This window comes from Pedobacter sp. BG31 (assembly GCF_042464845.1).
GTDB lineage: Bacteria > Bacteroidota > Bacteroidia > Sphingobacteriales > Sphingobacteriaceae > Pedobacter > Pedobacter suwonensis.
Genome location: NZ_JBHNZK010000016.1, coordinates 34,166 through 59,222, shown reverse-complemented (window position 1 = coordinate 59,222; position 25,057 = coordinate 34,166). Strand labels below are relative to the sequence as shown.

The following is a 25,057-nucleotide window of genomic DNA, read 5'->3' as shown; positions in this document are numbered from 1 at the left end:
CAATATTAATACAAAAAAGCCCAACAAAAACGGAATTGCCCAATAATATTTCCTCATTACCGGAATTATTAAAAAAATCGGTTAAAAAAACATTAACTAATTAGACAAAACACTTATAATTATTACAAAACATAGGCATTTTAGCCTTTGGTTTCAAAGCGATTAATAATTATATTTGCCACCGTTATTAAAATTTACAATGAGAGAAATCCAATTTAGAGAAGCACTTCGCGAAGCCATGAGCGAAGAAATGCGTAAAGATGACCGCGTTTTTTTATTAGGTGAAGAAGTAGCAGAATATAACGGTGCATACAAAGTAAGTCAGGGTATGCTTGATGAATTTGGCGCAAAACGAATTATCGATACCCCGATTGCCGAATTAGGTTTCGCAGGTATTGCAACTGGTGCAGCTACAGCTGGCCTTATTCCAATTGTAGAGTTCATGACATTTAACTTCTCTTTAGTTGCGATCGATCAGATCATCAACGGAGCGGCTAAAATCTTATCAATGAGCGGTGGTCAGTTTTCATGCCCGATGGTTTTCCGTGGTCCAACCGGTAACGCAGGTCAGTTAGGTGCACAACACTCTCAAAATTTCGAGAACTGGTATGCTAACACACCAGGTTTAAAAGTGGTGGTTCCGGCTACTCCTTACGATGCAAAAGGTTTATTAAAACAATCAATCCTTGATCCGGATCCGGTTATTTTTATGGAATCGGAAGTGATGTATGGCGATAAAGGCGATGTTCCTGCAGAAGAATACTATATCGAACTTGGTAAAGCTAAAGTAACCAAAGAAGGCACAGATGTAACCATTGTAACTTTTGGTAAAATGTTAACACGTGTGGTAAATCCTGCTGTAGAAGAGTTAGCCAAAGAAGGAATTAACGTTGAAGTGATTGATTTACGTACGGTACGTCCTATTGATTATGCAACCATTATCGAATCGGTTAAAAAAACAAACCGTTTGGTAGTGGTAGAAGAGGCTTGGCCGTTAGCGTCGCTTTCCGGCGAGATTGCCTTCATGGTACAAAAACATGCATTCGATTATTTAGATGCACCAGTTCTACGTATTACCTGTGCAGATGTTCCACTTCCATATTCACCAACTTTAATTGCAGCGAGTCTACCAAATGCAGAACGTGTTGTTAAAGCGGTAAAAGAAGTAATGTACGTTAAAAAGTAGAATATCATCCGATAGTTTATTGGTTCTGAGCATAACGAAGAACCTATTTAGATATAAATCCTCCAAGCAACTTGGGGGATTTTTTTTTACAGTAACATTAAAATATCAAATCATCCCAATTTATTAACCAGTTTAAGGAATAATTCTTTCCGTTTAAAAAAAATTGATTTATTTGTGTAACCAAAAAAGCGCTAATGAAAACTATTAAAATTTGTGTTGCACTTTGCTTATTCATCCTAACTATCAATGAAAATCTATTTGCTGTTAACAAATTAGTAAATCGTTTTTCCAATACGCAAACTTCTGAAGTCTATGCCCTTATAGAACGTATTTTGCCTGGTAATTCGAACTCCTTCCTAATCGAAACTATTGCTGATAAGAAAGGGGTTGATAGTTTCTATTTAGCTAGTCAGGATGATAAAATTTTAATTAAAGGAACTAATGCTTTATCGATAGCTAAGGGCTTAAACCATTATCTTAAAACATATTGTCATACATCAATAACATGGTATGCGAATGATAAAATCGAAATTCCAAAACAATTCCCAAAAGTTTCAAGTCCGGTTGCCGAAGTTTGTAGATTCGAAAATCGGTTTTTCTTAAATTATTGCACATTCGGCTATACTACTTTATGGTGGAAATGGAGAGATTGGGAGAGACTAATTGACTGGATGGCACTGAATGGTATAAACATGCCCCTTGCGATAACCGGCCAAGAATATGTCTGGCAGAAGGTATGGAAGAAATTTGGCATGACGGAGGCCCAAAGCAGGGCATTTTTTACTGGTCCGTCTCACTTGGCATGGCAAAGAATGGGTAACCTGGACAGGTGGTTAGGCCCATTGCCACAAAGTTTTATCGATAATCAATTTGAGCTTCAGAAACAGATCTTGAAAAGAGAGCGTAGCTTCGGAATGAAACCAGTTCTTCCTGCTTTCGCGGGCCATGTTCCATTTGATTTAAAACAAAAGTTCCCTAATATCAAGTTAACAAACCTGGGTTCGTACGATACAGGGAAACAAAATGATGCTTATTTTCTAGATCCGATGGATCCGTTGTTTATCAAGATACAGAAAGCATACCTGACAGAACAACAGAAATTATTTGGAACTGACCACTTTTACGGTGCTGATCCGTTTAATGAGATGGATCCACCAAGCTGGAAACCAGGCTATTTAGCAAATGTTGCAAGAACCATTTATAGTGGAATGAAAGCGGTTGATAAAGATGCGGTTTGGATCCAAATGGGTTGGACTTTTTATTATGACCGAAAGCATTGGAACAATCCTACTTTAGAAGCCATGATAAAGGCGGTACCGAAGAACAAAATGATAATTTTAGAATATTTTGGAGAGAAAGCAGAGTTATGGAGAACAACAGATGCCTTTTTTGATGCTCCTTATATTTGGTGTTATCTGGGAAATTTCGGCGGAAATACTCAGTTAGCAGCTCCATTATTGAAAGTATCAAAGCTTCTTCCAGCTGCCGAAAAAGATCCAAACAAAAGACAGATGACAGGTATTGGAACAACACTTGAAGGTTTCGGAGTGAACGATTTTATGTTTGAATGGTTATTTGACTATGCATGGAATGCTGATGCAGAAAATACTACAAAGTGGATTAAAGATTACGCAAACAGCCGCACTGGAAATAAAGATGAAATTATTGAAGCAGGTTGGGCTAAATTACTTCCATTGATTTACAACAGCCAGGTATCTGGAGTTGGTCTGGGCAATATCATCCAATCGAAACCGATGTTAAAAAGAAATGGTTCATACTCTTCTTTAAGCAGTTATGATTATTCAGCACTAGCCTCAATTTTACCAGTTTTCCTACAAGCGAATGAAGAGTCGAATAGGAACGCTCGCTTTGAACGTGATTTAGTTATGCTAGAAAAACAGGTACTGGTAAATTTAGCATTATCATTTAGAGATACCATTGCAAAGGCGTACTATGCAAAAGACGAAAAATTATTTAACCAATACACACAACATTTTTTATCACTATGTGATGATGTGAATAGCTTAACGGCAACGCAAAGCGAATTAATGCTTGGAAAATGGATAGACGATGCCAGGAGCTTCGGAAAAACTGATGAAGAGAAAAATTACTACGAAAAAAGTGCAAGGGTACTCATTACAACCTGGGGTGGCGAAGGAAATGGAATTACAGATTATGCTGCAAAAGATTGGTCAGGTTTAATAGCCACTTACTATAAACCAAGGTGGGAACTATTTTTCGATGAATTAAGAAAGACTATTAAATCAGGAAATGAACCCGACATGGCTAGTTTCGACAAAAAGCGCGCAAAATTTGATTGGGAGTGGACCGATAAAAATCACAGCACGCAATCTTTTTCTCCAACCCCCACTCCGAACACTATTAAAGTTTGTGAAGATTTATATAAAAAATGGATACCATATCTTTAAATTGAACAGGGTTTAAATAAAATCACCTACAGGATGATGGAGAAAACAGAACCAAAAACCATCGACGAATATATTGCACTATTTCCAATAAAAACGCAGGAAATGTTACAACAGATTCGAAAAAGCATACAAAATGCAGCACCGGATGCCGTGGAAGTAATCAGCTACAAAATGCCTGCCTTTAAGCAAAACAAGGTTTTGGTATATTTCGCTGCTTATGAAAAACATATTGGCTTTTATCCCACCGGCGATGGAATCGAGGCCTTTAAAGCTGAATTTTCCGACTTTAAATGGAGTAAAGGTGCTGTTCAGTTTCCTTTGAATGAGCCTTTACCTTTAGACTTAATTACCAGAATCACAAAATTTAAAGCGGAAAAGGATTTGGAAAAAGTAAAAAAATAAAATCATCAAATGATAGGCTACCTTATTAGCAAATTGGATAGCGGCCTGTTAGCACGATGGTACAATGTTACGGCGCTGAAATATATACAGGATGACGATCTCATGATAGAATATTAATCACATTAAGATTATTATTCTTAACATGTTCCCTTGCAACCATAACATGATATTGCAATATTGATTACTCGAAAAATATCTTTTATTTTTTTCGCCTATTTTTCTTCTCGTTAGTCTTCACAGCATTTTCAGTATCTAAATAATCTTTTCCTGTTTCCGACTTTATCCAGGCATATCTGGCAGTCACGCAATGAGGGCAAAAGTATTTTTTAATAGGGAGGAAAAAAAATAGATTTTTTATCAACCAAGGCCTGGGTATTTGATAGTGATATGGTGTGTTGCATTTCCAACATCGGGGATATAAATTAGACATCAATTTTTAAAGTTATATATTCGGTTAGCCCGATTTAGAAAAACAAATACTGTGCCAATAGTAGAATCACTTTAAAAGATCTTTATCATATCTATCTCAACTGTTTTTTACATAACTGAACTTTTCCACTACTATTCGTGGAAAAATTGGTCTCAAAAATCCCGCAAATCCTGATTAGCTTTGCTACCTTAATTTAGGATATGTTAACTCACCATAAAATAATTGCAGCCGAATTAAAAGTTGCAGAAAAACAAATAACTGCAACCATAAATCTATTAGATGAAGGCGCAACTGTTCCGTTTATTTCCCGTTACCGTAAAGAGGCGACCGGCAGCTTAGATGAGGTCGAGGTGGCCGCAATCCGCGATCGGGTTTTGCAATTACGTGATTTGGACAAACGCCGCGAAGCGATTTTAAAATCGATGACCGAGCTAGGCAAGTTAACACCCGAACTTGAGGAACAGATTAACCTGGCGGAAACCATTTCGCTTCTTGAAGATATTTACCTGCCTTATAAGCCGAAACGTAAGACACGTGCATCGGTTGCAAAAGAAAAAGGATTAGAACCTTTGGCTTTACAAATTCTCGAACAGCGCGACTTTGACCTTGCTGCTGAAGCCAATAAATTTGTCGATCCCGAAAAAGCGGTGAATTCGCTTGATGAAGCTTTAGCTGGCGCAAGAGATATTCTTGCCGAGATGATCGCCGAGAATGCAGAGGCTCGCAACAAAATGCGGGCTTATTTTCAGGAAAAGGCTGTTTTTAAATCAGAAGTAATCAAAGGCAAAGAAGAGGAGGGTATTAAATATAAGGATTATTTTGAATGGAGTGAGCCCGTTAAAACAGCTGCATCCCACCGTGTTCTGGCCATGCGCCGGGGCGAAAAAGAGCTGATTTTAAGACTAGATGCACTTCCACCGGTTGAAGAGGCCATCTCGATCCTCGAAAACCAGTTTATTGCAGGCAATAATGCGGCTTCCAAACAGGTACAGCAAGCTTTAGAAGATGGCTACAAGCGCTTACTTGAGCCTGCCATGGAAACAGAGTTGCGCGTTTTTACCAAACAAAAAGCAGATGAAGAAGCCATCCGGGTTTTTGCCGAAAATGCACGCCAATTGTTATTGGCAGCTCCGATGGGACAAAAAAATGTAATGGCTATCGATCCAGGATTCCGTACCGGTTGCAAGGTTGTTTGCTTAGATAAACAAGGTCAGTTGTTAGAGAATACAGCAATTTATCCGCATACCGGACAGGGAAATGTGAAAAACGCCGAATTTACTATCCGGCAACTTTGCGAAAAGCATAATATTGAAGCTATCGCGATTGGTAACGGCACTGCCGGAAGGGAAACTGAAGCTTTTGTCAGAACATTAAATCTAACTAATATTACCATCGTGATGGTTAACGAAAGTGGTGCTTCAATTTATTCGGCATCAGAAGTGGCCAGAGAAGAGTTCCCTACGCATGACATTACCGTGCGTGGAGCCGTTTCAATTGGTCGCCGTTTAATGGATCCGCTGGCCGAACTGGTTAAAATTGATCCAAAATCCATCGGCGTTGGCCAATATCAGCACGATGTTGATCAGAATAAATTGCAGGCAAGTTTAGATGATACCGTAATCAGTGCGGTAAATGCGGTGGGAGTAGAATTAAATACCGCTTCAAAACAGATCTTAGCATACGTTTCCGGCTTAGGCCCAACTTTAGCAAAAAACATTGTTGATTATAGGAATACCCATGGTGCTTTTAAAAACCGCGAAAGTTTAAAAAAGGTACCGCGGTTAGGTGATAAAGCTTATGAGCAGGCAGCGGGTTTCTTACGTATCCGCAATGCCGAAAATGTTTTGGATACCAGCGGTGTGCACCCTGAACGTTATGCAGTAGTAGATCAAATGGCTAAAGACCTTGGCACTACGGTATCTGCTTTAATGAAAGATACGCAATTGCAAAAACAGATTAAACTACAGCAATATGTTACAAACGAAATCGGTTTACCAACATTAACAGATATTTTAAAAGAACTGGCAAAGCCCGGCCGTGATCCACGCGAACAGTTTGAGGCTTTTAATTTTACCGATGGGGTGAATGAGATTTCTGATTTGAGAGTAGGGATGAAACTTCCAGGCATTGTAACCAACATTACCAATTTTGGAGCTTTTGTTGATATTGGCGTACACCAGGATGGCTTAGTACACACCAGTCAGCTGGCAAACCGTTTTGTCGCTAATCCAAATGACGTAGTAAAAGTGCACCAAAAAGTCGAAGTTACAGTGATGGAAGTTGACGTAGCCCGTAAAAGGATTTCGTTGTCAATGAAGACTGAAGCTAATCCGAAGTCAGAAGCCCGGAATCGGGAGCCGAAGGAGCAGAAACCTAAGCAGAATTTCAAATCTAATAATAATAACAAACCAAACTTCAAGCCGCGTAATGAACCAAAAGATGCTGATGGCGATTTACAGGAAAAATTGGCAAAACTGAAAGGGATGTTCAAATAATTTAGTTACTGAGCGGCACAGGCAAGCTTGTGCCGCTTCAGTTAGAGAATTACTGGAGCGCAATTAATAATCGAACTGGTGGGTATAATCTTTATTAACATCAACGGTAACCCCATCATCATTGGTAACCACTTTGCCATCAATCTCCGCTTTATAACTGATCTGATAACTGGTATTAAAGTTAATACACTGCGCACTTGCACTAATCACATCAACTGGCAATATGGTCTCTATTACATAGGTTTTGGTACTCCCCGTAAAATCGTCTTTACCTAAAGAAATAGCAGCCTCATTGTTTCTGGTCACGCCATTTACCTTCCAGATGGTTTTAGTGCCTTTAGTATCACCGCCTACAATTACGAAAGAAACGTAATCGTCTGTTGCATTCACACCGTTTGCAGTAATGGTAAATTTTGCAGTTTTACCACTTTTTGAAGGAGTTGTTTCTGAATCCTTTTTACAAGAAAACAGTAGCGAAAAAACAAGAGCAAGAGATAATAATGTTGAAATTTTTTTCATAGGTTTTTAGTCTTTTTCTTAGCATTTATGCCAATTAAGTGCCAAGACTAATAACTATAATTAAAATACTATGTTCCCGGTAAACGGAACTACCTGTTTTTAGGTAGTTTTTCGATAACATCTTATTATTTAATGTTTATTATGATATACAATGTCCTAAAATTACAGTTGCGAAAAAGAATTTACAATTATTAACCCAGGCTCAGCAGCTGCTAAGAGGTTTAAATCTGCCATGGAATTGAATAATTACCCGTTCTGTTTGATTTTGAAACTACAACCCCGCAAACTTATCCCGAAGCTCTAATCTTTTTTTAGGTAAACTATCAGGATAGTTTTGCTGAATAAAAGCAATCATTGCTTCCCTTACATAGCACCTTAAATCAAAAGCCCTCGACGAATTCGAAGCACTCATCAAAAAACGAACCTCGATGGTTCCGTCTTTAATACTGTCGGTAACCTGTACAACATTTACCCTTTTATCCCACAAAGGATTTTCATTCAGCAATCTTGTCAACTCCTGTCGCATTGGTTCAATCGGAATTGTATAATCAAGGTATAAAAAAACTGTTCCGAGCAGATCAGCCGAAACACGTGTCCAGTTTTGGAATGGCTTTTCGATAAAATAGGTAATTGGCAGGATTAAACGTCTTTGGTCCCAGATATTAACGACTACATAGGTTAATGTAATTTCTTCTACCTTACCCCACTCCCCTTCCACAATCAACACATCATCAATTCTTATCGGCTGGGTAAAGGCAATCTGAAAACCGGCCAACAAATTACCAAGCGATTTCTGTGCTGCAAAACCGATGATAATCCCTCCTATACCAACGCCTGTAAGCAGCCCCGCCCCGATTTTTCGCATGCTTTCAAAACTCAACAGAATAATAGCAATAGTAACCAAAATAATAAGTGAAACAATAAACTTTCGAACAAACTGCAACTGTGTTCTTATTTTACGCTCTTTTAAATTATTTTCTTTGTTTAGATCATATTTCAGGTAAAAATAGTCTTCTAAAACGTTAATGGCCCGCACCAAAATCAGCGCAAAAATAATCGTGAGTGCGATTTCCAATGCCTTGCTTATTGGAAGGCGGTAGGCTGGCGACATCTCCATCAGCGTTAAGGAAAAATTGAGGAACAGTAAAGGAATAAACAAAGCAATAGGCCTCTTCAAATGCTTTACTGTTGATTTAATAATAATAAAATCCCACCAGCGGGAAAGCAGGATAAAAGTTTTATGAATAATAAACCTGATTAAAATACCAAGAAATACCGCTATAAAACCAATAATGAGGTTCTTGAAAAACAAAGGAATAGGGAAACCGAAAAGCTGGTCGAGATACTGCATAAACGAAATTTGCTGGTTAATAAATGTGGCGGTAAGCCATTTGACATTGTTTATAACAGCCAGATTTTTGGATTGTTTGTCAATGCAAAACCATTAGCCGCAAATAAATTATCTACATTAGCATTTTATACATCCTCAAAAGATAAACATGAATTTCTTCGATGCCCACAGTATATTTTTCACAGTTTTTGGCTATAAATTGAGCTATCTGGAATTTTTCGCTGTAATTACGGGAATCGTTTCTGTTGTCCTGTCAGCAAAAGCCAGTGTCTGGAGCTGGCCCGCAGGTATTATAAATGTATTTTTATCCGCCTTTTTATATTATCAAAGTCAGCTTTATCCTGATATGTTTCTAATGGTTTTCTTTTTTGTAACCAACATAATGGGCTGGTGGCGATGGACAAATCCAAAACCCGAAGAAGAAGACAGAAACAAGGAGCTTAAAATCAGCTTTATGCCCCTAAGGCAATTTATGTATTTATTGGCCATTGGAATTTTTGGCACATTATTAATAGGCACTTTGGCTGGTCAGCTCCACAATTGGCTGCCTCTATTATTTAATTTGCCCAGTGCTTACCCTTTTGTTGATTCATTTATTTTTGTAATGAGTGTAATCACCACTTTCCTAATGATCCAAAAAAGAGTAGAATGTTGGATCATCTGGCTGATAATTGATATTGTTGCCACCTATCTCTATTTCCTAAAAGGGATTAAATTTATGGGAATTGAATATTTCATCTTTACCATTATTGCAGGCTTTGCCTTATGGAACTGGATTAAGGAATACAAGGGTTACAGTAAAACAATATCGAATACTGAAGATTTATAGATCTGACTTCGACTTACAAAACATTTTTTTATCTTTAACTTAAATCCTAAATGATATGACAGCAAAACAGATGCTTCCTATCATCCCTGATAATGTAGTTAATAAAATTTACGGGTTAAGAGGCCTAAAAGTGATGCTGGATAGTGATCTGGCGGAGTTGTATGGCGTAGAGACTAAACGTGTCAATGAGCAGGTTGGTAGAAATCCTGATCGGTTCCCAGAAGATTTCATGTTTCAACTCACTGATGAAGAGTGGTTAAACTTGAAGTCGCAAATTGCGACTTCAAGTTGGGGCGGTAGAAGAAAACTTCCTTTTGTTTTTACCGAACATGGCATACTGATGCTGTCAAGCGTATTAAATAGCAAGCAGGCTATCCAGGTAAATATCCAGATTGTCAGGATTTTTTCCCGAATACGGCAATTTATTATTGACAGCGGTGAACTTAAACTTGAAATCGAAGAAATTAAGCATAAAGTAAGCAATCAGGATAAAAACATCGAACTGGTTTTTACCTATCTGGATAAACTCATTGATAAGAAAATCGAGCCAAGGAAAAGAATTGGATATATGCCTGATGATCTGTAATAGCCGCATATAATCCGGTAATATTTGCTTACCAGGATTGCAACGATATCCTGGTAATTTGCATTAGCTTATTCACGATGTCATTCGGAGACACGAAGCATCAGTAAATGATGAACAGTTGTTTTAAACCTCAGCAGACAGCAAATTAAGATTAGCATAAACCAGATGGAAGCAACCAGAAGGGCTGTGGTTTTACTTTAGCAGAACAACTATTGCATTTTTATATCGCTGCGTTGTTCACAGTAAAGATATTTTATATCAAAAATTTTCCTTCCAACTATTTGATAATAAAAGTATTCTATCTATCTTTGCAGTCCCAAATTTAATGGGAATAATAAATTGTTTAATAAATTAAATACAAGCAAGTGAATACGTTAAGTTACAAAACTGTCTCGGCCAATGCTAAAACTGTAAACAAACAGTGGATTGTTGTTGATGCGGAAGGCGAGATTTTGGGGCGCTTGTCATCGAAGATCGCTATGATCATCCGTGGTAAAAACAAGCCTGAGTACACCCCACACGTAGACTGCGGTGATAACGTTATTGTTATTAATGCAGACAAGGTTAAATTGACAGGAAACAAATTCAGCGAAAAGCAATATGTTTCTTACACTGGTTATCCAGGTGGTCAACGTTTTATTTCTCCTAAGGAATTAATGGCGAAACACCCTCAACGTGTAATCGAGAAAGCGGTACGTGGTATGTTACCGAAAACTAAATTGGGTAAAAAATTATACACCAATCTTTTTGTGTATGCTGGTGCAAACCACCCTCATGCAGCTCAATCTCCAAAAACCATTAAACTTTAAGAAATGTCAGTTACTAACACTTCAGGAAGAAGAAAAACAGCTGTTGCACGTATCTACTTAAAAGATGGTGCTGGCGCAATTACCGTTAACGGTAAAGATCACAAAGAATATTTCCCTACTTTACCTTTACAATATATCGTAAACCAAAGTTTAGAAGTTGCTGAACTTGCTGGCCGTTACGATATTACTGTAAACGTACAAGGTGGTGGAGTAAAAGGACAAGCAGAAGCTGTTCGTTTAGCTATTGCTAAAGCGATTGTTGAACTAGATGCGGAGAAAAAACCTGCATTACGTGCTAAAGGCCTGATGACGCGTGATATGCGTATGGTTGAGCGTAAAAAACCAGGACGTGCTAAAGCCCGTAAGAAATTCCAATTCAGTAAACGTTAATCACAGGAGGCAACAACAATGGCAAGAACAACTTATCAAGACTTATTGGATGCAGGTGTACACTTTGGTCACCTTACCCGTAAATGGAATCCAAAAATGGCTCCTTACATTTTCATGGAGCGTAATGGCATTCACATTATAGATTTAAATAAAACTTTAACTAAAACTGAAGAGGCTGCGGCTGCGATCAAACAAATCGTAAAATCAGGTCGTAAAGTATTATTTGTTTCAACAAAAAAACAAGCAAAAGGAATCGTAGCTGAACAAGCTAAAAAAGTAAACATGCCTTTCGTAACCGAGCGTTGGTTAGGTGGTATGTTAACTAACTTTGCTACTGTTCGCAAGTCAATCAAAAAGATGTCTAACATCGATAAAATGACTAAAGACGGTACTTATTCGATCTTATCTAAGAAAGAGCGTTTAATGATTCAACGTGAGCGTATTAAATTAGAATCACTTTTAGGTGGTATTGCTGATTTAAACCGTTTACCTGCGGCTTTATTCTTAATCGACGTTAAGAAAGAACACATCGCGGTAACTGAAGCGTTAAAATTAAACATCCCTACTTTTGCGATGGTTGATACTAACTCTGACCCTTCTAACATCGATTTCCCAATCCCTGCGAATGATGATGCTACAAAATCTATCTCTTTAATTACTGATGTAATCATTAAAGCGATTGAAGAAGGTTTGGAAGAGCGTAAACGCGAAAAAGATGATGAGGCAGAAAAAGAAGCAGTAGCCGCTAAAGCAGCAGCTGATGCTCCTGAATCAAAAGAGCCTAGACGTAAAAAAGCTGCTGAGGCAGAAGTTGAAGCGTCAGCATCAGAAGAAACTAAAACAGAAGAATAGTAATATTTTTTAATTGCAGGTTACTGGTTTCAGGTTTTAAGTTGGCTTAAAATGAGTTTAACTTGGCGCTTGTAACTTGTAACCTGTAATTGTTATAACAAGATTGTAAAATTTAAAAGAGGAAATAAAATGTCTACAGTACAAATTACTGCCGCAGATGTAAATAAACTACGCCAACAAACTGGTGCTGGTATGATGGATTGCAAAAAAGCTTTATTAGAAGCTAATGGCGATTTCGAAGCTGCTGTTGATTTATTACGTAAAAAAGGTCAAAAAGTATCTGCTGCCCGTTCTGGTAATGCTACTTCTGAAGGCTTGGTGTCAATTGCTGTTTCAGCAGATGGTACTAATGGTAAATTAGTTGCTTTGGCTTGTGAAACTGAACCAGTTTCTAAAGTTGAAGATTTCCGTAATTTAGCTCAGGCTGTTTTAGCTGCCGCAGTTGCAAACAATCCTGCTACTACTGAAGAATTATCAGCAATTACTTTGGAAGATGGACGTACAGTTGCTGAAACCATTACTGAATTAACCGGTAAAATCGGAGAGAAAATTGTTATTCAGGAATATGCAAATATCTCTGGCGAAAAAATCGTTTCTTATATCCACTCGAACGGTAAAATGGGTGTTTTAGTAGTATTTGAAGGTGCTAATGGCGCAGATATTACTGAAGCTGGTAAAGATGTTGCGATGCAAATTGCTGCAATGAATCCAGTTGCTGTTGACAAGGACGGTGTTGATCCGGCTACTATCGAACGCGAAATCGAGATTGCGAAAGATGTTATCCGTCAGGAAGGCAAACCAGAAGAAATGGTAGAAAAAATTGCTGCCGGTAAATTGAACAAATTCTACAAAGACAGCACTTTATTAAACCAGGAGTTTGTTAAAGATAGCTCTATGGATGTGCGTAAATTTTTAGATAACACTGCTAAAGGTTTAACCGTATCTGCTTTCAAACGCGTACAATTAGGTGCATAAGCATTTATAAAAATATATTTAGAAGCCTCAAGAAATTGAGGCTTTTTTTATGCATTGCAATTCCAAACCTTGAATTAAAGTACCTCAATATAGCTACAATATTTAACTTTGAATCTATAAGCTTAACCTACTTAAACATTTCAATATGCTTAAAGTAATATCCAATACCTCTTATTTTCAGGACGACATTTTAATAGAAAACCAGGACATCGTAATTGATGGCACGATCATTTCAGGCCTTAGCGAAAGCAGCAATGAAAAAAAAGGATCTTCGCTGGCTGTGCCTGGGTTTATTGACTTACAGATTTATGGTGCAGGAGATAGGTTATTCTCTGCCGATCCAACTGTCGAATCATTAACCATAATGGAAGATGACCTGCTAAAGAAAGGCACAACCGGTTTCTTAGCCTGTATGGCAACAAATTCTCAGGAAGTTTTTAATGAGTGCATCAAAGCAGCCAAAGCACATCGATCAACAGCAAAAAATTGCTTAGGGTTACATCTGGAAGGACCATTTTTGAATCCAAAACGTTTAGGTGCACATGTACCTGCGTTTGTCAGGAAGGCCTCGCTTGATGAGATTAAAAAATTAATCGATTTTGGGGATGGTGTGATTAAAATGATGACCATTGCACCAGAACTGCAGGAGGATGAGGTAATTCAATGCCTGCTTGATCATGAAGTGGTGGTTTCGCTTGGTCATAGTAATGCGACTTTTGAAGAAGCTACAGCCGCTTATAATAAAGGCATCCAAAGCACAACCCACCTGTTTAATGCCATGAGTCCCATCCATCATCGCGAACCCGGCATACCAACAGCAGTGTTCAGTCATGATAAGGCTATGGCCAGTATTATAGCTGATGGACAACACGTAGATTTCGAAGTGATTAAATTTGCGCAGAAAATATTAAAAGAACGTTTGTTTCTTATCACCGACGCCGTTACAGCCTGTTCTACCGGACCATATCAACACGTCGAAAAAGGGAACAAATTTGTGATGCCCGATGGCACACTATCGGGTTCGTCGCTAACCATGTTAGAAGCCGTTAAAAATTGTGTATCCCATTGCGATATCAGTTTAAATGAGGCAGTAAAAATGGGAACCCGGTATCCTGCGAAATTAATTGGCCTTGACAAACTCACCTCATGTATAAGTATTGGGCAACAGGCAAACCTGTTACTCATTGATGATCATTTTAATTTAAAAGAGGTAATATTTCAGGGTAAAACGGTATAAAGCATTCAATATGGTCAAAAAAATAGCCGCGACATTGTTATTCTTGTCAATTTGCGCCGTTAATTCCTGGGGGCAACAAGCAAATACCGCTTTTTCCATAATACCGCTTGGCGTAAAGGGTGGCGATGATGAGAGCAATTTATCCTGCTATATGATTGCGCCAGAAGGCAGCAACAACTATGTCTGCCTTGATGCAGGCACCATCAATTCAGGTATTCAAAAGGCAATTAATCGTAGGGCGCTTAACGGCACCAGCGAAGAAATTCAGCGTAAACTGATTAAAGGGTATTTGATTTCGCATGCGCATTTAGACCATGTGGCAGGTTTAATAATCAACTCACCTGCTGATACTGCAAAAAAGATTTATGGAATTCCTTCCGTGCTTGGCATTTTAAGTGATAAATATTTTACATGGGATGCCTGGGCCAACTTTGCCAACGAAGGCGAAAAACCACAGTTAAAAAAGTATACTTATTTCCCCCTGATGGAAGGCAATAGCTATCTGCTGGAAGGTACAGAAATGAAAGTAAAAGCTTTTGAACTGAGCCATGGTAATCCTTATAAAAGTACTGCTTTTCTCATCAGCCACGATGATAGTTATGTACTTTATCTGGGAGACACCGGTGCCGACAAAATTTAGCAATCGGATAAACTCTTTAAATTGTGGCAGGCAGTAGCACCACTGGTCAATTCCGGACAGTTAAAAGCTATATTCCTCGAGGTTTCTTTCCCGAATGAACAGCCCGACAAACAATTATTCGGACACCTTACGCCTGAACTTTTCTTTGCTGAACTATCCAGACTTGAAGCTTTAACCAATGAAAAAGTATTTAGAAAAGTTTCTTTTGTTATCACGCATATCAAACCCCCTCTGCAAACAGCAGAAAAAGTAAAGCAACAATTGATTTCCGGCAACAAAAAGAATTTAAAATTAATCTTCCCCGAACAAGGGAGGCGCTTAAAAATCAATTAAAACAGGGGCACTATTTCAAGGTATTGCCCTTTTCTTTTAAAATCAATATTTCTATTTAAATATTTACATCAATTATTAAAAACCATAGCCAGGTATTAAAAAAATGTTAATATTTTTGGGGCCATGAAATATAAACGCATCCTACTTAAGCTTAGTGGAGAATCACTAATGGGCACAAAACAATATGGAATTGATAATGAACGCGTTAAACAATATGCTGAAGATATCAAGGCTGTACACGATAAAGGCTTAGAAATCGCAATCGTTATTGGAGGAGGAAATATTTTTCGAGGCCTGAGCGCCGAAAAAAGTGGGATGGACAGGGCACAGGCAGATTATATGGGTATGTTGGCTACAGTAATCAACTCTATGGCCTTGCAAGATGCTTTAGAGAAAGTTGGTATCAAGACACGTTTACTTACTGCCATTAAAATGGAGCAGATTTGCGAACCATTTATCCGCAGAAGAGCTGTTCGGCATTTAGAGAAAGGCCGTGTGGTTATTTTTGGTGCAGGAACCGGCAACCCATACTTTACAACAGATTCTGCTGCGGCTTTACGTGCTATAGAAATCAAAGCCGATGTTGTGCTAAAAGGAACACGTGTAGACGGTATTTATACTGCAGATCCTGAAAAAGATCCATTGGCTACTAAATACGAAGAAATTTCTTTTAGAGAAGTTTACAATAAAGGCCTTAATGTTATGGATATGACAGCTTTCACCCTTTGCGAAGAAAACCAATTGCCAATTATTGTGTTTGATATGAACAAACATGGCAATTTTATGAAAATCGCTAGTGGCGAACCGATCGGAACTCTGGTTAAATAAGATATAAAAATATTATTTTCGTAGAAATAGACACAATTATGAACGACCTCATACAATTACAATTAATGGATGCTCAATCTGCAATGGAAAGGGCTATCGATCATTGTGAATCTGAATTAACTAAAATCAGGGCTGGTAAAGCATCAGCTGGAATGTTGGATGGTATTTTCGTAGATTATTATGGTGCAGCTACAGCATTGTCACAGGTAGCGAGTATCAATACGCCTGATGCCAGGACCATCGTCATCCAACCCTGGGAAAAATCGCTTTTAACAGCAATTGAAAAAGCTATCCAGGTAGCCAACATTGGCATCAACCCGCAAAATGATGGTATCGTGATCCGCCTGGTTGTTCCACCGTTAACTGAAGAGCGCAGAAAAGAATTGGTAAAAAAGGTGAAAGAAGAAGCCGAAAGAGGTCGTATTACCGTTCGCAATATCCGCAAAGATGCCAATACCAAAATTCAGAAATTAAAGGGTGAAGGCGTATCTGATGACGAAATTAAAACAGGAGAGGGAGAGGTACAAAAATTAACTGATGCCTACATCATCAAAGTTGATAAACATGCCGAAGCTAAAGAAAAAGATGTAATGACCGTTTAATCTTTACAAAAATAAAGAATTGGGAATAGACTTAAACTATTCCCTTTTTTGTGCCCCTATTTTTTAGCGCTGGAACCCCTAACATTTAATATGGTGGGCAATGAAACCTGCGCTATCTTTTCGGAAGACTTACTGCCCTTTTTAAGTTTTTTCAATAGAATCTTCATTACGTTTTCTGCAATGGCTTCAAGAGGTTGAGCGATCGCTGTAACCGGGGGTTCACAAAATTCCAAAATTTCAAAATCATCAAAGGAAACAACAGCAATGTCCTGATGAATCTGAATACCTAGTTTCCTAAACGTTCTCAAACCATCCAGGCAAATATAGTTAGCGGCAAATAACACGGCATCAAGTTGCTTCTCGGCCTTAAAAAAATCGATCATTTCCTTAATCGATTCAGCAGAGTTTACATAATTGATCTTCTTAACAATTGCAGGCAGGTTGTATTTCTCGACAGCCTTTTCGTAACCAGCCAAACGATCAACCATCTGTTGCTGAACGGTATCAATGGTTACAAAACCGATATTTTTATAGTCGTTTTTAATAAGGTGTTCAATGGCATTGTAGGTGCTGTTCTGGTTATCAATAATGACGTAATCGGTTTTAACATCCTGTACATACCGATCAAACAGCACTACCGGAGCATCTGTCTGGATCAGTTTTTTCACCTCTTCTTCCAACCCTTCAGGTAAAGCCATAATGTAGCCGTCAACATGCCTGTCTTTAAAAATATGGAGCAGTTCAATTGCTTTTTCAGTATCGTTTCTCGTACTGCTAAATAAGATTTTATATCCCAGGCTCGAAGCAATTTCATCAATCCTGCGTGCTATCCCGGCAAAAAAAGGCTCAGAAATATCATCAACCAGGAAACCTATAATTTTCGTTTTGCCTGTTCTTAAACTTGTTGCGAGGGCATTGGGATGATAATTTAGTTCGGCCACCAGGTCTAAAACCTTTTTAGTAAGTGATTCACTGATGTTTTTTTCCCGTGCTTTCCCATTAATCACAAAAGAAACAGTGGTGATGGAGATATTTAACTGTTTAGCAATGTCTTTAATTGAAATGCGTTTCTTTATCACAGGCATTAAGCGAATAAATTTAATTGTTAATATAACAATATATCATATAAATATAGAATGATATGATGAAATGGCCTAAAAATAAAAAAGAGCAACCTATCCAGGATTGCTCGATTAACTAACTTATTATTCATAAAAAATGCTGTTGGGGAAGGAGTCGAACCTTCAAGGGGTAGTTAGCTACAGTTCAAAAAATTAATTTGTGGTCAACCCAATAAACTGCGTTTGTCCCATTATTCCCCACCACCGAGACAAGGAGGCGTGTCTGCCAATTTCACCACCCAACATTTCAAAAGTTATCAGTAAGCAGTTTTCAATTCTCAGTGATTGTTAACTGTATACTGGCTACTGCAAACTGAAACAGCTGTAGGGGAAGGAATCGAACCTTCAAGGAGTGGTTAGTACCAAAACTGGTATATTCCCATTATTCTCCGCCACCGAGACAAGGAGGTGTGTCTGCCTGTTTCACCACCCTACATTATGTTTAACAATTTTGAAAGAACGTTTCCTTTTTGTTAATTGCTTGATACAAATGTAAAGGAACAACCAATACCTTGCAAATATTTTAAACTTTTAATTTTATTTTTATAATATTAATAAATATTTGTAATTTCGTTTATCATAATTCAAAAATATGCTCAAAAAAGATAATTCCAATTTAGAAATTGACAACCTCGATATCGATATATTGAAGCAATTGATGCAGGATGCCACTAAACCGTATACAGAAATTGCCAAAGATCTTATCGTTTCCGGCGGAACGATCCATGTTAGGATGAAGAAACTGCAAGAAATGGGCATTATAAAAGGTTCCCATCTCATTATTGATCCGCAAAAGGCAGGATATGATATTTGTGCATTTCTGGGTATTTATCTCGAAAAAGGAATCCAGTATAAAGATGCAGTTGCACAGCTGAGCAAAATTAAGGAGGTGGTAGAACTACATTACACTACCGGAGCATACAGTATGTTCGCCAAAATTATCTGCAGAGACACCAATCACTTGCGCCACGTTTTAAATGAAGAAATACAGGCGGTAAACGGCATACAACGTACAGAAACTTTAATATCATTGGAAGAAAGTATTAAGCGGCAGATCGAATTGGGGTAAGCGGATAGACTAAAGTAAAAAGGTTTCATTAAGGACAACATACTTTAGACCTTATCTATCTTAAATGGTAGTAATGCTTTGGGTTTTCCTGATGCTTATTGGAAATTAACGCTCAGTATGGCTTCGGAAACGGCAGTCCCGTTATCCGCTATAGTCCCGATGAAAAAATCGGGAGCTGCCGCTACTACCGGGTTTAGGAACAAAGATTATTGCAAATAGGCCCCAAACCCAAAATAGCACTACTTAACGGACTGCCTGGACCCGATTGGAGTGAACATCCCGATTTTTTCATCGGGAAAAAACGAAAAGCGGGAAAAAAATTTAATAATTGCACAGCGCCTGCTCTCCAAATCCGAATAATGGTCATATTTTTTTGATAATGCCCTTTGACTGCGCTCTATCAAAAACAGATCACTAAAAAATATCGTCATTGAGAGAAGGAACGACGAAGCAATCTTTCCCCAGCAAACGAACCTTACTATAAAGCTTGCTACGTCGACTGAAAAGCCTTCTTATATTGACAATTTATTCAGGAGATCTGTAACGATCAATTCTCCTATTATCTACATTAAGTTTTATACACAACAAATCATCGCTCGAAAGCACGGACTTATTTATTTCAGCAACTGGTAAGCAACCAGGGCAGCAATATATGCCATCGCCGTCATATAAGCCAGCTGGATTACCGGCCACTTCCAACCCTTGGTTTCGCGGTAAACAATAGCAACTGTGCTCATGCACTGCATGGCAAAAGCATAAAAAAGCATCAGCGAGATACCAGTGGCAAAAGTATAAATTGGCAAGCCCGTACGGCTGTTAACCGAGGCAGACATACGCTCCCTTATCGTTGAGGTATCTTCATCACCACCATCAACGCTATAAATGGTAGCCATTGTACCAACAAACGCTTCACGGGCGGCAAACGAAGTAATTAAACCTATGCCAATTTTCCAGTCATAACCTAACGGACGGATAACAGGCTCTATCCAATGCCCAAGAATGCCTACATAGGAGTTTTCTAATTTTTCGGTTGCCACCAGGGTTTTAATGTGATCGGTATTTTTTGTCGTATCAGCCAGGGCCAATTCGTATTTTTTATCAATGTTTTCAAAGCGGTTGCCCGGTCCGAAAGAAGCCATTACCCAAAGGATGATGGAAATGGCGATAATTACCTTACCGGCCTCGAACACAAAAGTTTTTGATTTTTCATACATGGTGTAAAACACGTTTTTCCATCTTGGCATACGGTAAACCGGCAGCTCCATAATAAAATAAGACCTTTCTTTCGTTTTAATGATAAATTTCATTACCCATGCTACCAATACCGCAGCAATAATACCCACCAGATACATAACCATCAGCGCCAAACCTTGCAGGTTAAAAATGCCAAGAACGGTTTGAGATGGGATAATTAATGAAATGATTAAAATATAAACCGGGAGTCTTGCCGAACAACTTACCAGTGGCGTAACCATGATGGTAATCATTCTATCTTTCCAATTTTCAATATTTCGGGCAGCCATAATAGAGGGTACAGCACAGGCTAAACCGCCAATCATCGGTACAACCGATTTACCGTTGAGTCCGACCTTGCTCATAACTTTATCCATCATAAAGGTAACACGAGCCATATAACCCGTATCTTCCAAAACAGATATGAATGCGAAAAGAATGGCAATTTGTGGAATGAAAACAAAAATGCCACCCAAACCTGCAATTACACCATCCAGCAACAAATCGGTAAGCATGCCTGCCGGCAAATATTCATGCCCTATGCTGGTTATAAAACCAAAACCAGTTTCGATCCACTCCATCGGATAAGATGACCAGGCAAATATTGCATTGAAAATTACAAAAAGGATAAGCATAAAAATGGCAAATCCCCAGACTTTATGGGTTAAAACAGCGTCTAGTTTATCACTAAAAGAAAATTTCTTTTCGGTGCCTTTATCAATAACCACATCAGATAAAATAGTGCCGAGATATTTATATCTGGCAATGGTTTCTGCAGCCTGAATTTTAGAAGATTCAAAATGGTGAGACTGTTCAATATGTTCAATTTCTTCCTGCTCTTTTTCGGTGAAGAAGGTTAAATGTTCATGCTGATGTAACACCTGCAGTGCATAATAATCATTGTCTGAATTCAGCTTCGTCTTTATGGCATTAATTGCCTCCGGAGCAAGGAAGTTCACATCGATATCCTGATACTGCGTGGCAATTTTATTGGTATTGGCAATAGCCTGTTTTAGCCTGTCAATCCCGATATTATTTCTTGCCGAAATGGAAACTACCTGGATACCCAATTTTTCGGATAGTTTATCCAGATTGATTTCAATTCCCTGCCTGGCGGAAAGATCGATCATGTTAAGCGCCAAAATGATTGGGATACCCAAATCTGCCACTTGGGAATATAAAAGCATATTACGCTTTAAATTCGAAGCATCGGCAATAAGCACAATCACATCAGGATGACTATTGTTTTTTTTATCGGCAAGTACCTGAAAAACGATACTTTCATCAGTACTCTTCGGATATAAGCTATATGTTCCCGGTAAATCAATAACCTCAGCTTCTTTGCCGTTATCGAGTTTTGTAAAACCCGTTTTCTTATCAACGGTGATGCCCGGAAAGTTTCCAATTTTTTGATTTAACCCTGTTAAACGATTAAATAAAGTAGATTTACCTGTATTGGGATTACCAACTAATGCGACTTTAATATCCAAACCCAGCTTTTTTATTGAATAATAATAACATCAGCTTCACTTTTACGCAAACAAAGCTGATAACCAGCCACACGGATCGCCATAGGATCGCCCAGAGGAGCAAAACGTTCCACCTCTACTACCTCACCCGGTAAGCAGCCCATCTCCATTAACTTTACAGACATATCCAAATCTGTAAAGGCTACAATTGTTCCCTTTTCTCCAACTTTTAGGTGCGACAGTTTCATGTGCTAAATTTGTCGCAAGTTAGCCTTTCTTTAGATTTATTCCAAATAAGATAATGCGGTGGGGACGATAAATTATACAGCTTTACCGTAAAATGATTTAATCCCGCTGCCTTCCTCCTCCAAAGCCACCTCCACCATTGCCACCACGGCCTCTACCACCATCTCCGCCTGCCCTAATCATGTTTTTTCCTCCCATGCGATTTAAGGAATAGGTAAATGAAAACATGAAATAACGCTGCAATACATTGTAGCTCTCATCACGTATGGTATTATTATTGGCTGTGCGGCTTACGCCTTGATTTTCATTTAGCAAATCATTTACTGCTGCTTTAAAAGTACCCCTGTTTTTGAAAAACTGCTTGCTTATGTAAGAATTTACTAAAGTAAAGCGGGTATCAAAACCCTCTCCCCTGCCTGTATTTTGGTTATAGTCTGCATCAACTGACCATCGGATATCACCTGGAAACAAATAGCTTACACTAATATTGGGGCTAAAAGTATAATATCGTGTATTGGAACCGGATTGAACGGAATAGGTAGCCCTGTTTATTGAACCGTTAACGCCTGCGGTGAGATCAAGTTTATCCAGGTTGGAAACTAAACGGTAACCATTATTAATCGACCAGCTATTGGTGATGTTCTTTAACGTATTGGTAAAGTTTACATCCCTGCCGTAGTTGCCACTAATGTTGATATGGAAATTAAGTTTATTTTCTGCCATGATGGGTAAACTTAATGAGGAAGATAATGAACCTGAATAAACGCCATTTACGTTTACAGGCAAAACAGCAAATTTACCCTGGTTAGCCCCACTCTCGATCAGACTGCTGCTATTGGCAATTTTGTTCGAGGTTTGGGTAAGGTTTACATTTATAAATAACGACCTGTTTTTACCTGGCGTAAATGTGTTATAGGCAATGCGCAAGGTATTGTTGAACTCAGGTTTCAAATCAGGATTTCCCAATGGTATACTTTGCGTATTGGTATTGTTTGGAATAGGCTGCAATTGCTGTATGGAGGGCTGACTGGTGCTGCCCCTGTAATTAAAAACCAATCGCTTGCTGTTGCTGAAATTATACCGAAACATGGCAGAAGGGGTATAGTTAAATACGTTCTGTTTTAGTATAAATCCTCTGGTAATGTTATCGTTTTTCCGATCGGTATTCTGAACGGCCATCCCCACATTCCAGTTGTATTTTTTAGCCATTTTATTAAAACTGAAACCAGCCGTATTGGTTAAAATCGTGTTTTCATAAACGTTACTTAACGAATCATTCAGCAAATCATAATTTAGTGTAGCCGGATTAAAATCGTAGGTAAAGCGCTCAGAGGTATTGTGATTATAGCCGTTCTGGTAGTTAAACTCAATGCTTAATGTTTTATTTAATGGCTCTGTGTATACCAACCGGGTATTTTGGTTAATAGATTCGCTTTCCTGATCATTAAGCTGGTTAATAATCTTCTTTGTTTTAACATTATCTTTTTCGCGCGTTTCAGGATTGTAATTATAATTGTCGGCGTCGTTATTGTTGATATTGGTATTAAGATTCAGGGATAAAGTCCTGCCGCGGCGCATAAACTTTTTGCGTAATAAAATATTGTTGCTGACAGCTGGCGATGTATTATGGTTAGTTAACCGCTGAGCGCCATCGGTAGTATAGGTGCCAAAATCACGGGTATAAGTACTGCTGTTCACGCTTTCATTATTGGTATAGCTTAAATTCGGCTGTATGCGCAAGGAAGTGAGCGAATCCAGTTTGGTATCGACCATAAAATTTAAACGGTGGTTCAAACGGTCTGCAGTATTATTTTGGCTATTGTTGAAAACTGTGGTTACATTACCCAAAAGATTTTGGGTAACACTGTTCCTTAAAATCAGGTTATCAGATTTATTAATGAAATAGCTAAAATTAATTTCAGTTTGATCGGCATAAACGTCCGAAAAGTTGACCCCACCGGCTTTGGTATCGGTAATACCGCTACGTCCGCCATTGCCACCCCCGCCACCCAGGCCACCTCCAAAATTTTGCCTGTTCACATTGTTAAACTGAGCCACTACACTCAATCGCTTATCCTGATCGAAATGGTTGATATTCGCATTCACATCGTAACGGTCATCAGAACCATAACCACCGGTGCTATTACCGAAATAGCCATTTTTTTTCTCCTTCTTTGTGGTAATATTAATGATTTTGGTTCTTGAACCATCATCAATTCCGGTAAACTGTGCCTGATCTGAAAGTTCATCAATAATCTGAATTTTATCAATCATATCGGCGGGAAGGTTTTTAGTAGCCAGCAATGGATCATTGCCAAAAAATTCTTTACCATCAACCCTTACCTTGGTAATGGTTTCGCCCTGGGCCTTCACTGTCCCGGCTTTATCTACCTCTAATCCTGGCAATTTCTTTAACAGATCTTCTACTACAGCATTCTCCACCACTTTAAACGAGCTTGCATTAAACTCAAGCGTATCCTTTTTTACTACAATTGGTGGGATTTCGGCTTTAATATCAACCGTTTGAAGATCAATCGCCCCTCCTTCCAAAACAATATCAGCGAGGGTTATATCTGCTTGATCTGCAGTAATTGTAAAATCTTTAGTGGCATTTTTTAAACCCAAATACGCTGCATATAATCTGTATTTACCCGGCTTTAAATTTTTAAAAACAAACTTCCCATCTTCTGTGGTATTTGCAGCACCTACCGTACTTGAGTCTGCCAGATTTTTAAGCGCTAAAGAAGCATAATCAATTGGTTTTTTATCTGTCGATTGGATAATCCTTCCGCTAACAGAACCCGTTTTCTGGGCGTATACATAAAAAGATGATAAAATAAGTAGAAGGGTAAAAATTTGTTTCATTCGGTTACTTTGGCTTATAGCATAAAGACAGCAGGCTGTTATAAAGGTTTATTTTGTTTTGAGTAACAATTGAAATACATAAAATGTCAATTGTACATTTAATATGGTCAGATCTCTTAAAATATAAAAGTCCCGAATCAGACCGGAACTTTTATTTGTAT

General features: G+C 38.4%; 20 protein-coding genes, 1 tRNA gene and 1 pseudogene. 15 read left to right on the top strand and 7 right to left on the bottom strand.

What is annotated here, in order from left to right; all coding sequences use genetic code 11:
* Nucleotides 1–199: 199 nt before the first annotated feature.
* From ACFE6N_RS17790 to ACFE6N_RS17775, 4 genes are all read left to right on the top strand, one after another.
* Nucleotides 200–1,186 (top strand): pyruvate dehydrogenase complex E1 component subunit beta, encoded by a 987-nt coding sequence (locus ACFE6N_RS17790; RefSeq protein WP_090982977.1) that lies wholly within the window; start codon nt 200–202, stop codon nt 1,184–1,186.
* A gap of 194 nt (nt 1,187–1,380) precedes the next feature.
* On the top strand, nt 1,381–3,615 hold the full coding sequence (locus tag ACFE6N_RS17785) for an alpha-N-acetylglucosaminidase (protein WP_378938610.1): 2,235 nt from the start codon (nt 1,381–1,383) through the stop codon (nt 3,613–3,615).
* A gap of 33 nt (nt 3,616–3,648) precedes the next feature.
* Entirely contained in the window at nt 3,649–4,017 is a 369-nt protein-coding gene (locus tag ACFE6N_RS17780; RefSeq protein WP_244278782.1) for an iron chaperone, read from the top strand.
* 630 nt (nt 4,018–4,647) lie between these two features.
* A complete protein-coding gene (locus tag ACFE6N_RS17775; RefSeq protein ID WP_378938607.1) occupies nt 4,648–6,942 on the top strand; it encodes a Tex family protein in 2,295 nt (764 codons plus the stop codon).
* Nucleotides 6,943–7,005: 63 nt separating this feature from the next.
* Here the strand turns inward: ACFE6N_RS17775 and ACFE6N_RS17770 are convergent, their stop codons facing one another.
* The gene (locus ACFE6N_RS17770) at nt 7,006–7,461 is read right to left on the bottom strand and encodes a hypothetical protein (RefSeq protein ID WP_378938604.1); all 456 of its coding nucleotides are present in this window, start codon (nt 7,459–7,461) and stop codon (nt 7,006–7,008) included.
* Between the two features lie 271 nt (nt 7,462–7,732).
* A complete protein-coding gene (locus tag ACFE6N_RS17765) occupies nt 7,733–8,812 on the bottom strand; it encodes a mechanosensitive ion channel family protein (protein ID WP_378938602.1) in 1,080 nt (359 codons plus the stop codon).
* Nucleotides 8,813–8,960: 148 nt separating this feature from the next.
* On the opposite strand from ACFE6N_RS17765, the gene pnuC reads away from it, so the two are divergent.
* The 10 genes and pseudogenes from pnuC (at nt 8,961) to frr (ending at nt 16,893) form a co-directional block, all read left to right on the top strand.
* A complete protein-coding gene (gene pnuC, locus ACFE6N_RS17760; RefSeq protein WP_378938600.1) occupies nt 8,961–9,641 on the top strand; it encodes a nicotinamide riboside transporter PnuC in 681 nt (226 codons plus the stop codon).
* A 55-nt stretch (nt 9,642–9,696) separates the two neighbouring features.
* Nucleotides 9,697–10,227 carry an ORF6N domain-containing protein gene (locus ACFE6N_RS17755; RefSeq protein WP_378938598.1) on the top strand — a complete coding sequence of 177 codons (531 nt, stop codon included), beginning with the start codon at nt 9,697–9,699 and terminating at the stop codon, nt 10,225–10,227.
* A 365-nt stretch (nt 10,228–10,592) separates the two neighbouring features.
* Nucleotides 10,593–11,036 carry a 50S ribosomal protein L13 gene (gene rplM / locus ACFE6N_RS17750; protein WP_039481184.1) on the top strand — a complete coding sequence of 148 codons (444 nt, stop codon included), beginning with the start codon at nt 10,593–10,595 and terminating at the stop codon, nt 11,034–11,036.
* A 3-nt stretch (nt 11,037–11,039) separates the two neighbouring features.
* Entirely contained in the window at nt 11,040–11,426 is a 387-nt protein-coding gene (gene rpsI / locus ACFE6N_RS17745; RefSeq protein ID WP_039481187.1) for a 30S ribosomal protein S9, read from the top strand.
* An 18-nt stretch (nt 11,427–11,444) separates the two neighbouring features.
* Nucleotides 11,445–12,278, top strand: coding sequence for a 30S ribosomal protein S2 (gene rpsB, locus ACFE6N_RS17740; RefSeq protein WP_090982964.1), 834 nt, complete (start codon nt 11,445–11,447; stop codon nt 12,276–12,278).
* Between the two features lie 129 nt (nt 12,279–12,407).
* Nucleotides 12,408–13,253 carry a translation elongation factor Ts gene (gene tsf, locus ACFE6N_RS17735; protein ID WP_293743265.1) on the top strand — a complete coding sequence of 282 codons (846 nt, stop codon included), beginning with the start codon at nt 12,408–12,410 and terminating at the stop codon, nt 13,251–13,253.
* 145 nt (nt 13,254–13,398) lie between these two features.
* Nucleotides 13,399–14,490 carry an N-acetylglucosamine-6-phosphate deacetylase gene (gene nagA, locus ACFE6N_RS17730; protein ID WP_378938595.1) on the top strand — a complete coding sequence of 364 codons (1,092 nt, stop codon included), beginning with the start codon at nt 13,399–13,401 and terminating at the stop codon, nt 14,488–14,490.
* A gap of 10 nt (nt 14,491–14,500) precedes the next feature.
* Nucleotides 14,501–15,463, top strand: a pseudogene (locus ACFE6N_RS17725) (MBL fold metallo-hydrolase).
* Between the two features lie 123 nt (nt 15,464–15,586).
* Nucleotides 15,587–16,291: a UMP kinase gene (pyrH, locus tag ACFE6N_RS17720; RefSeq protein WP_090982955.1), complete on the top strand. Its 705-nt coding sequence runs from the start codon at nt 15,587–15,589 to the stop codon at nt 16,289–16,291.
* A 38-nt stretch (nt 16,292–16,329) separates the two neighbouring features.
* Nucleotides 16,330–16,893 carry a ribosome recycling factor gene (frr, locus tag ACFE6N_RS17715; RefSeq protein WP_090982952.1) on the top strand — a complete coding sequence of 188 codons (564 nt, stop codon included), beginning with the start codon at nt 16,330–16,332 and terminating at the stop codon, nt 16,891–16,893.
* Nucleotides 16,894–16,949: 56 nt separating this feature from the next.
* Here frr and ACFE6N_RS17710 read toward each other — a convergent pair whose 3' ends face one another.
* Together ACFE6N_RS17710 and ACFE6N_RS17705 are read right to left on the bottom strand one after the other, a co-directional pair.
* Nucleotides 16,950–17,978, bottom strand: a complete 1,029-nt coding sequence (locus ACFE6N_RS17710; protein WP_378938593.1) for a LacI family DNA-binding transcriptional regulator — start codon at nt 17,976–17,978, stop codon at nt 16,950–16,952.
* A gap of 136 nt (nt 17,979–18,114) precedes the next feature.
* Nucleotides 18,115–18,259 (bottom strand) — tRNA-Asp (locus tag ACFE6N_RS17705).
* Nucleotides 18,260–18,606: 347 nt separating this feature from the next.
* Here ACFE6N_RS17705 and ACFE6N_RS17700 point away from each other — a divergent pair.
* Nucleotides 18,607–19,083 carry an Lrp/AsnC ligand binding domain-containing protein gene (locus tag ACFE6N_RS17700; RefSeq protein ID WP_025145395.1) on the top strand — a complete coding sequence of 159 codons (477 nt, stop codon included), beginning with the start codon at nt 18,607–18,609 and terminating at the stop codon, nt 19,081–19,083.
* A 614-nt stretch (nt 19,084–19,697) separates the two neighbouring features.
* On the opposite strand, the gene feoB is transcribed toward ACFE6N_RS17700, so the two are convergent.
* The 3 genes from feoB to ACFE6N_RS17685 all read right to left on the bottom strand — a co-directional run bounded on the left by feoB (nt 19,698) and on the right by ACFE6N_RS17685 (nt 24,896).
* A complete protein-coding gene (gene feoB, locus ACFE6N_RS17695) occupies nt 19,698–21,806 on the bottom strand; it encodes a ferrous iron transport protein B (RefSeq protein ID WP_378938590.1) in 2,109 nt (702 codons plus the stop codon).
* Nucleotides 21,807–21,817: 11 nt separating this feature from the next.
* Nucleotides 21,818–22,033 carry a FeoA family protein gene (locus tag ACFE6N_RS17690; protein ID WP_055913318.1) on the bottom strand — a complete coding sequence of 72 codons (216 nt, stop codon included), beginning with the start codon at nt 22,031–22,033 and terminating at the stop codon, nt 21,818–21,820.
* A 97-nt stretch (nt 22,034–22,130) separates the two neighbouring features.
* Entirely contained in the window at nt 22,131–24,896 is a 2,766-nt protein-coding gene (locus ACFE6N_RS17685) for an outer membrane beta-barrel protein (protein ID WP_378938588.1), read from the bottom strand.
* Nucleotides 24,897–25,057: the final 161 nt, after the last annotated feature.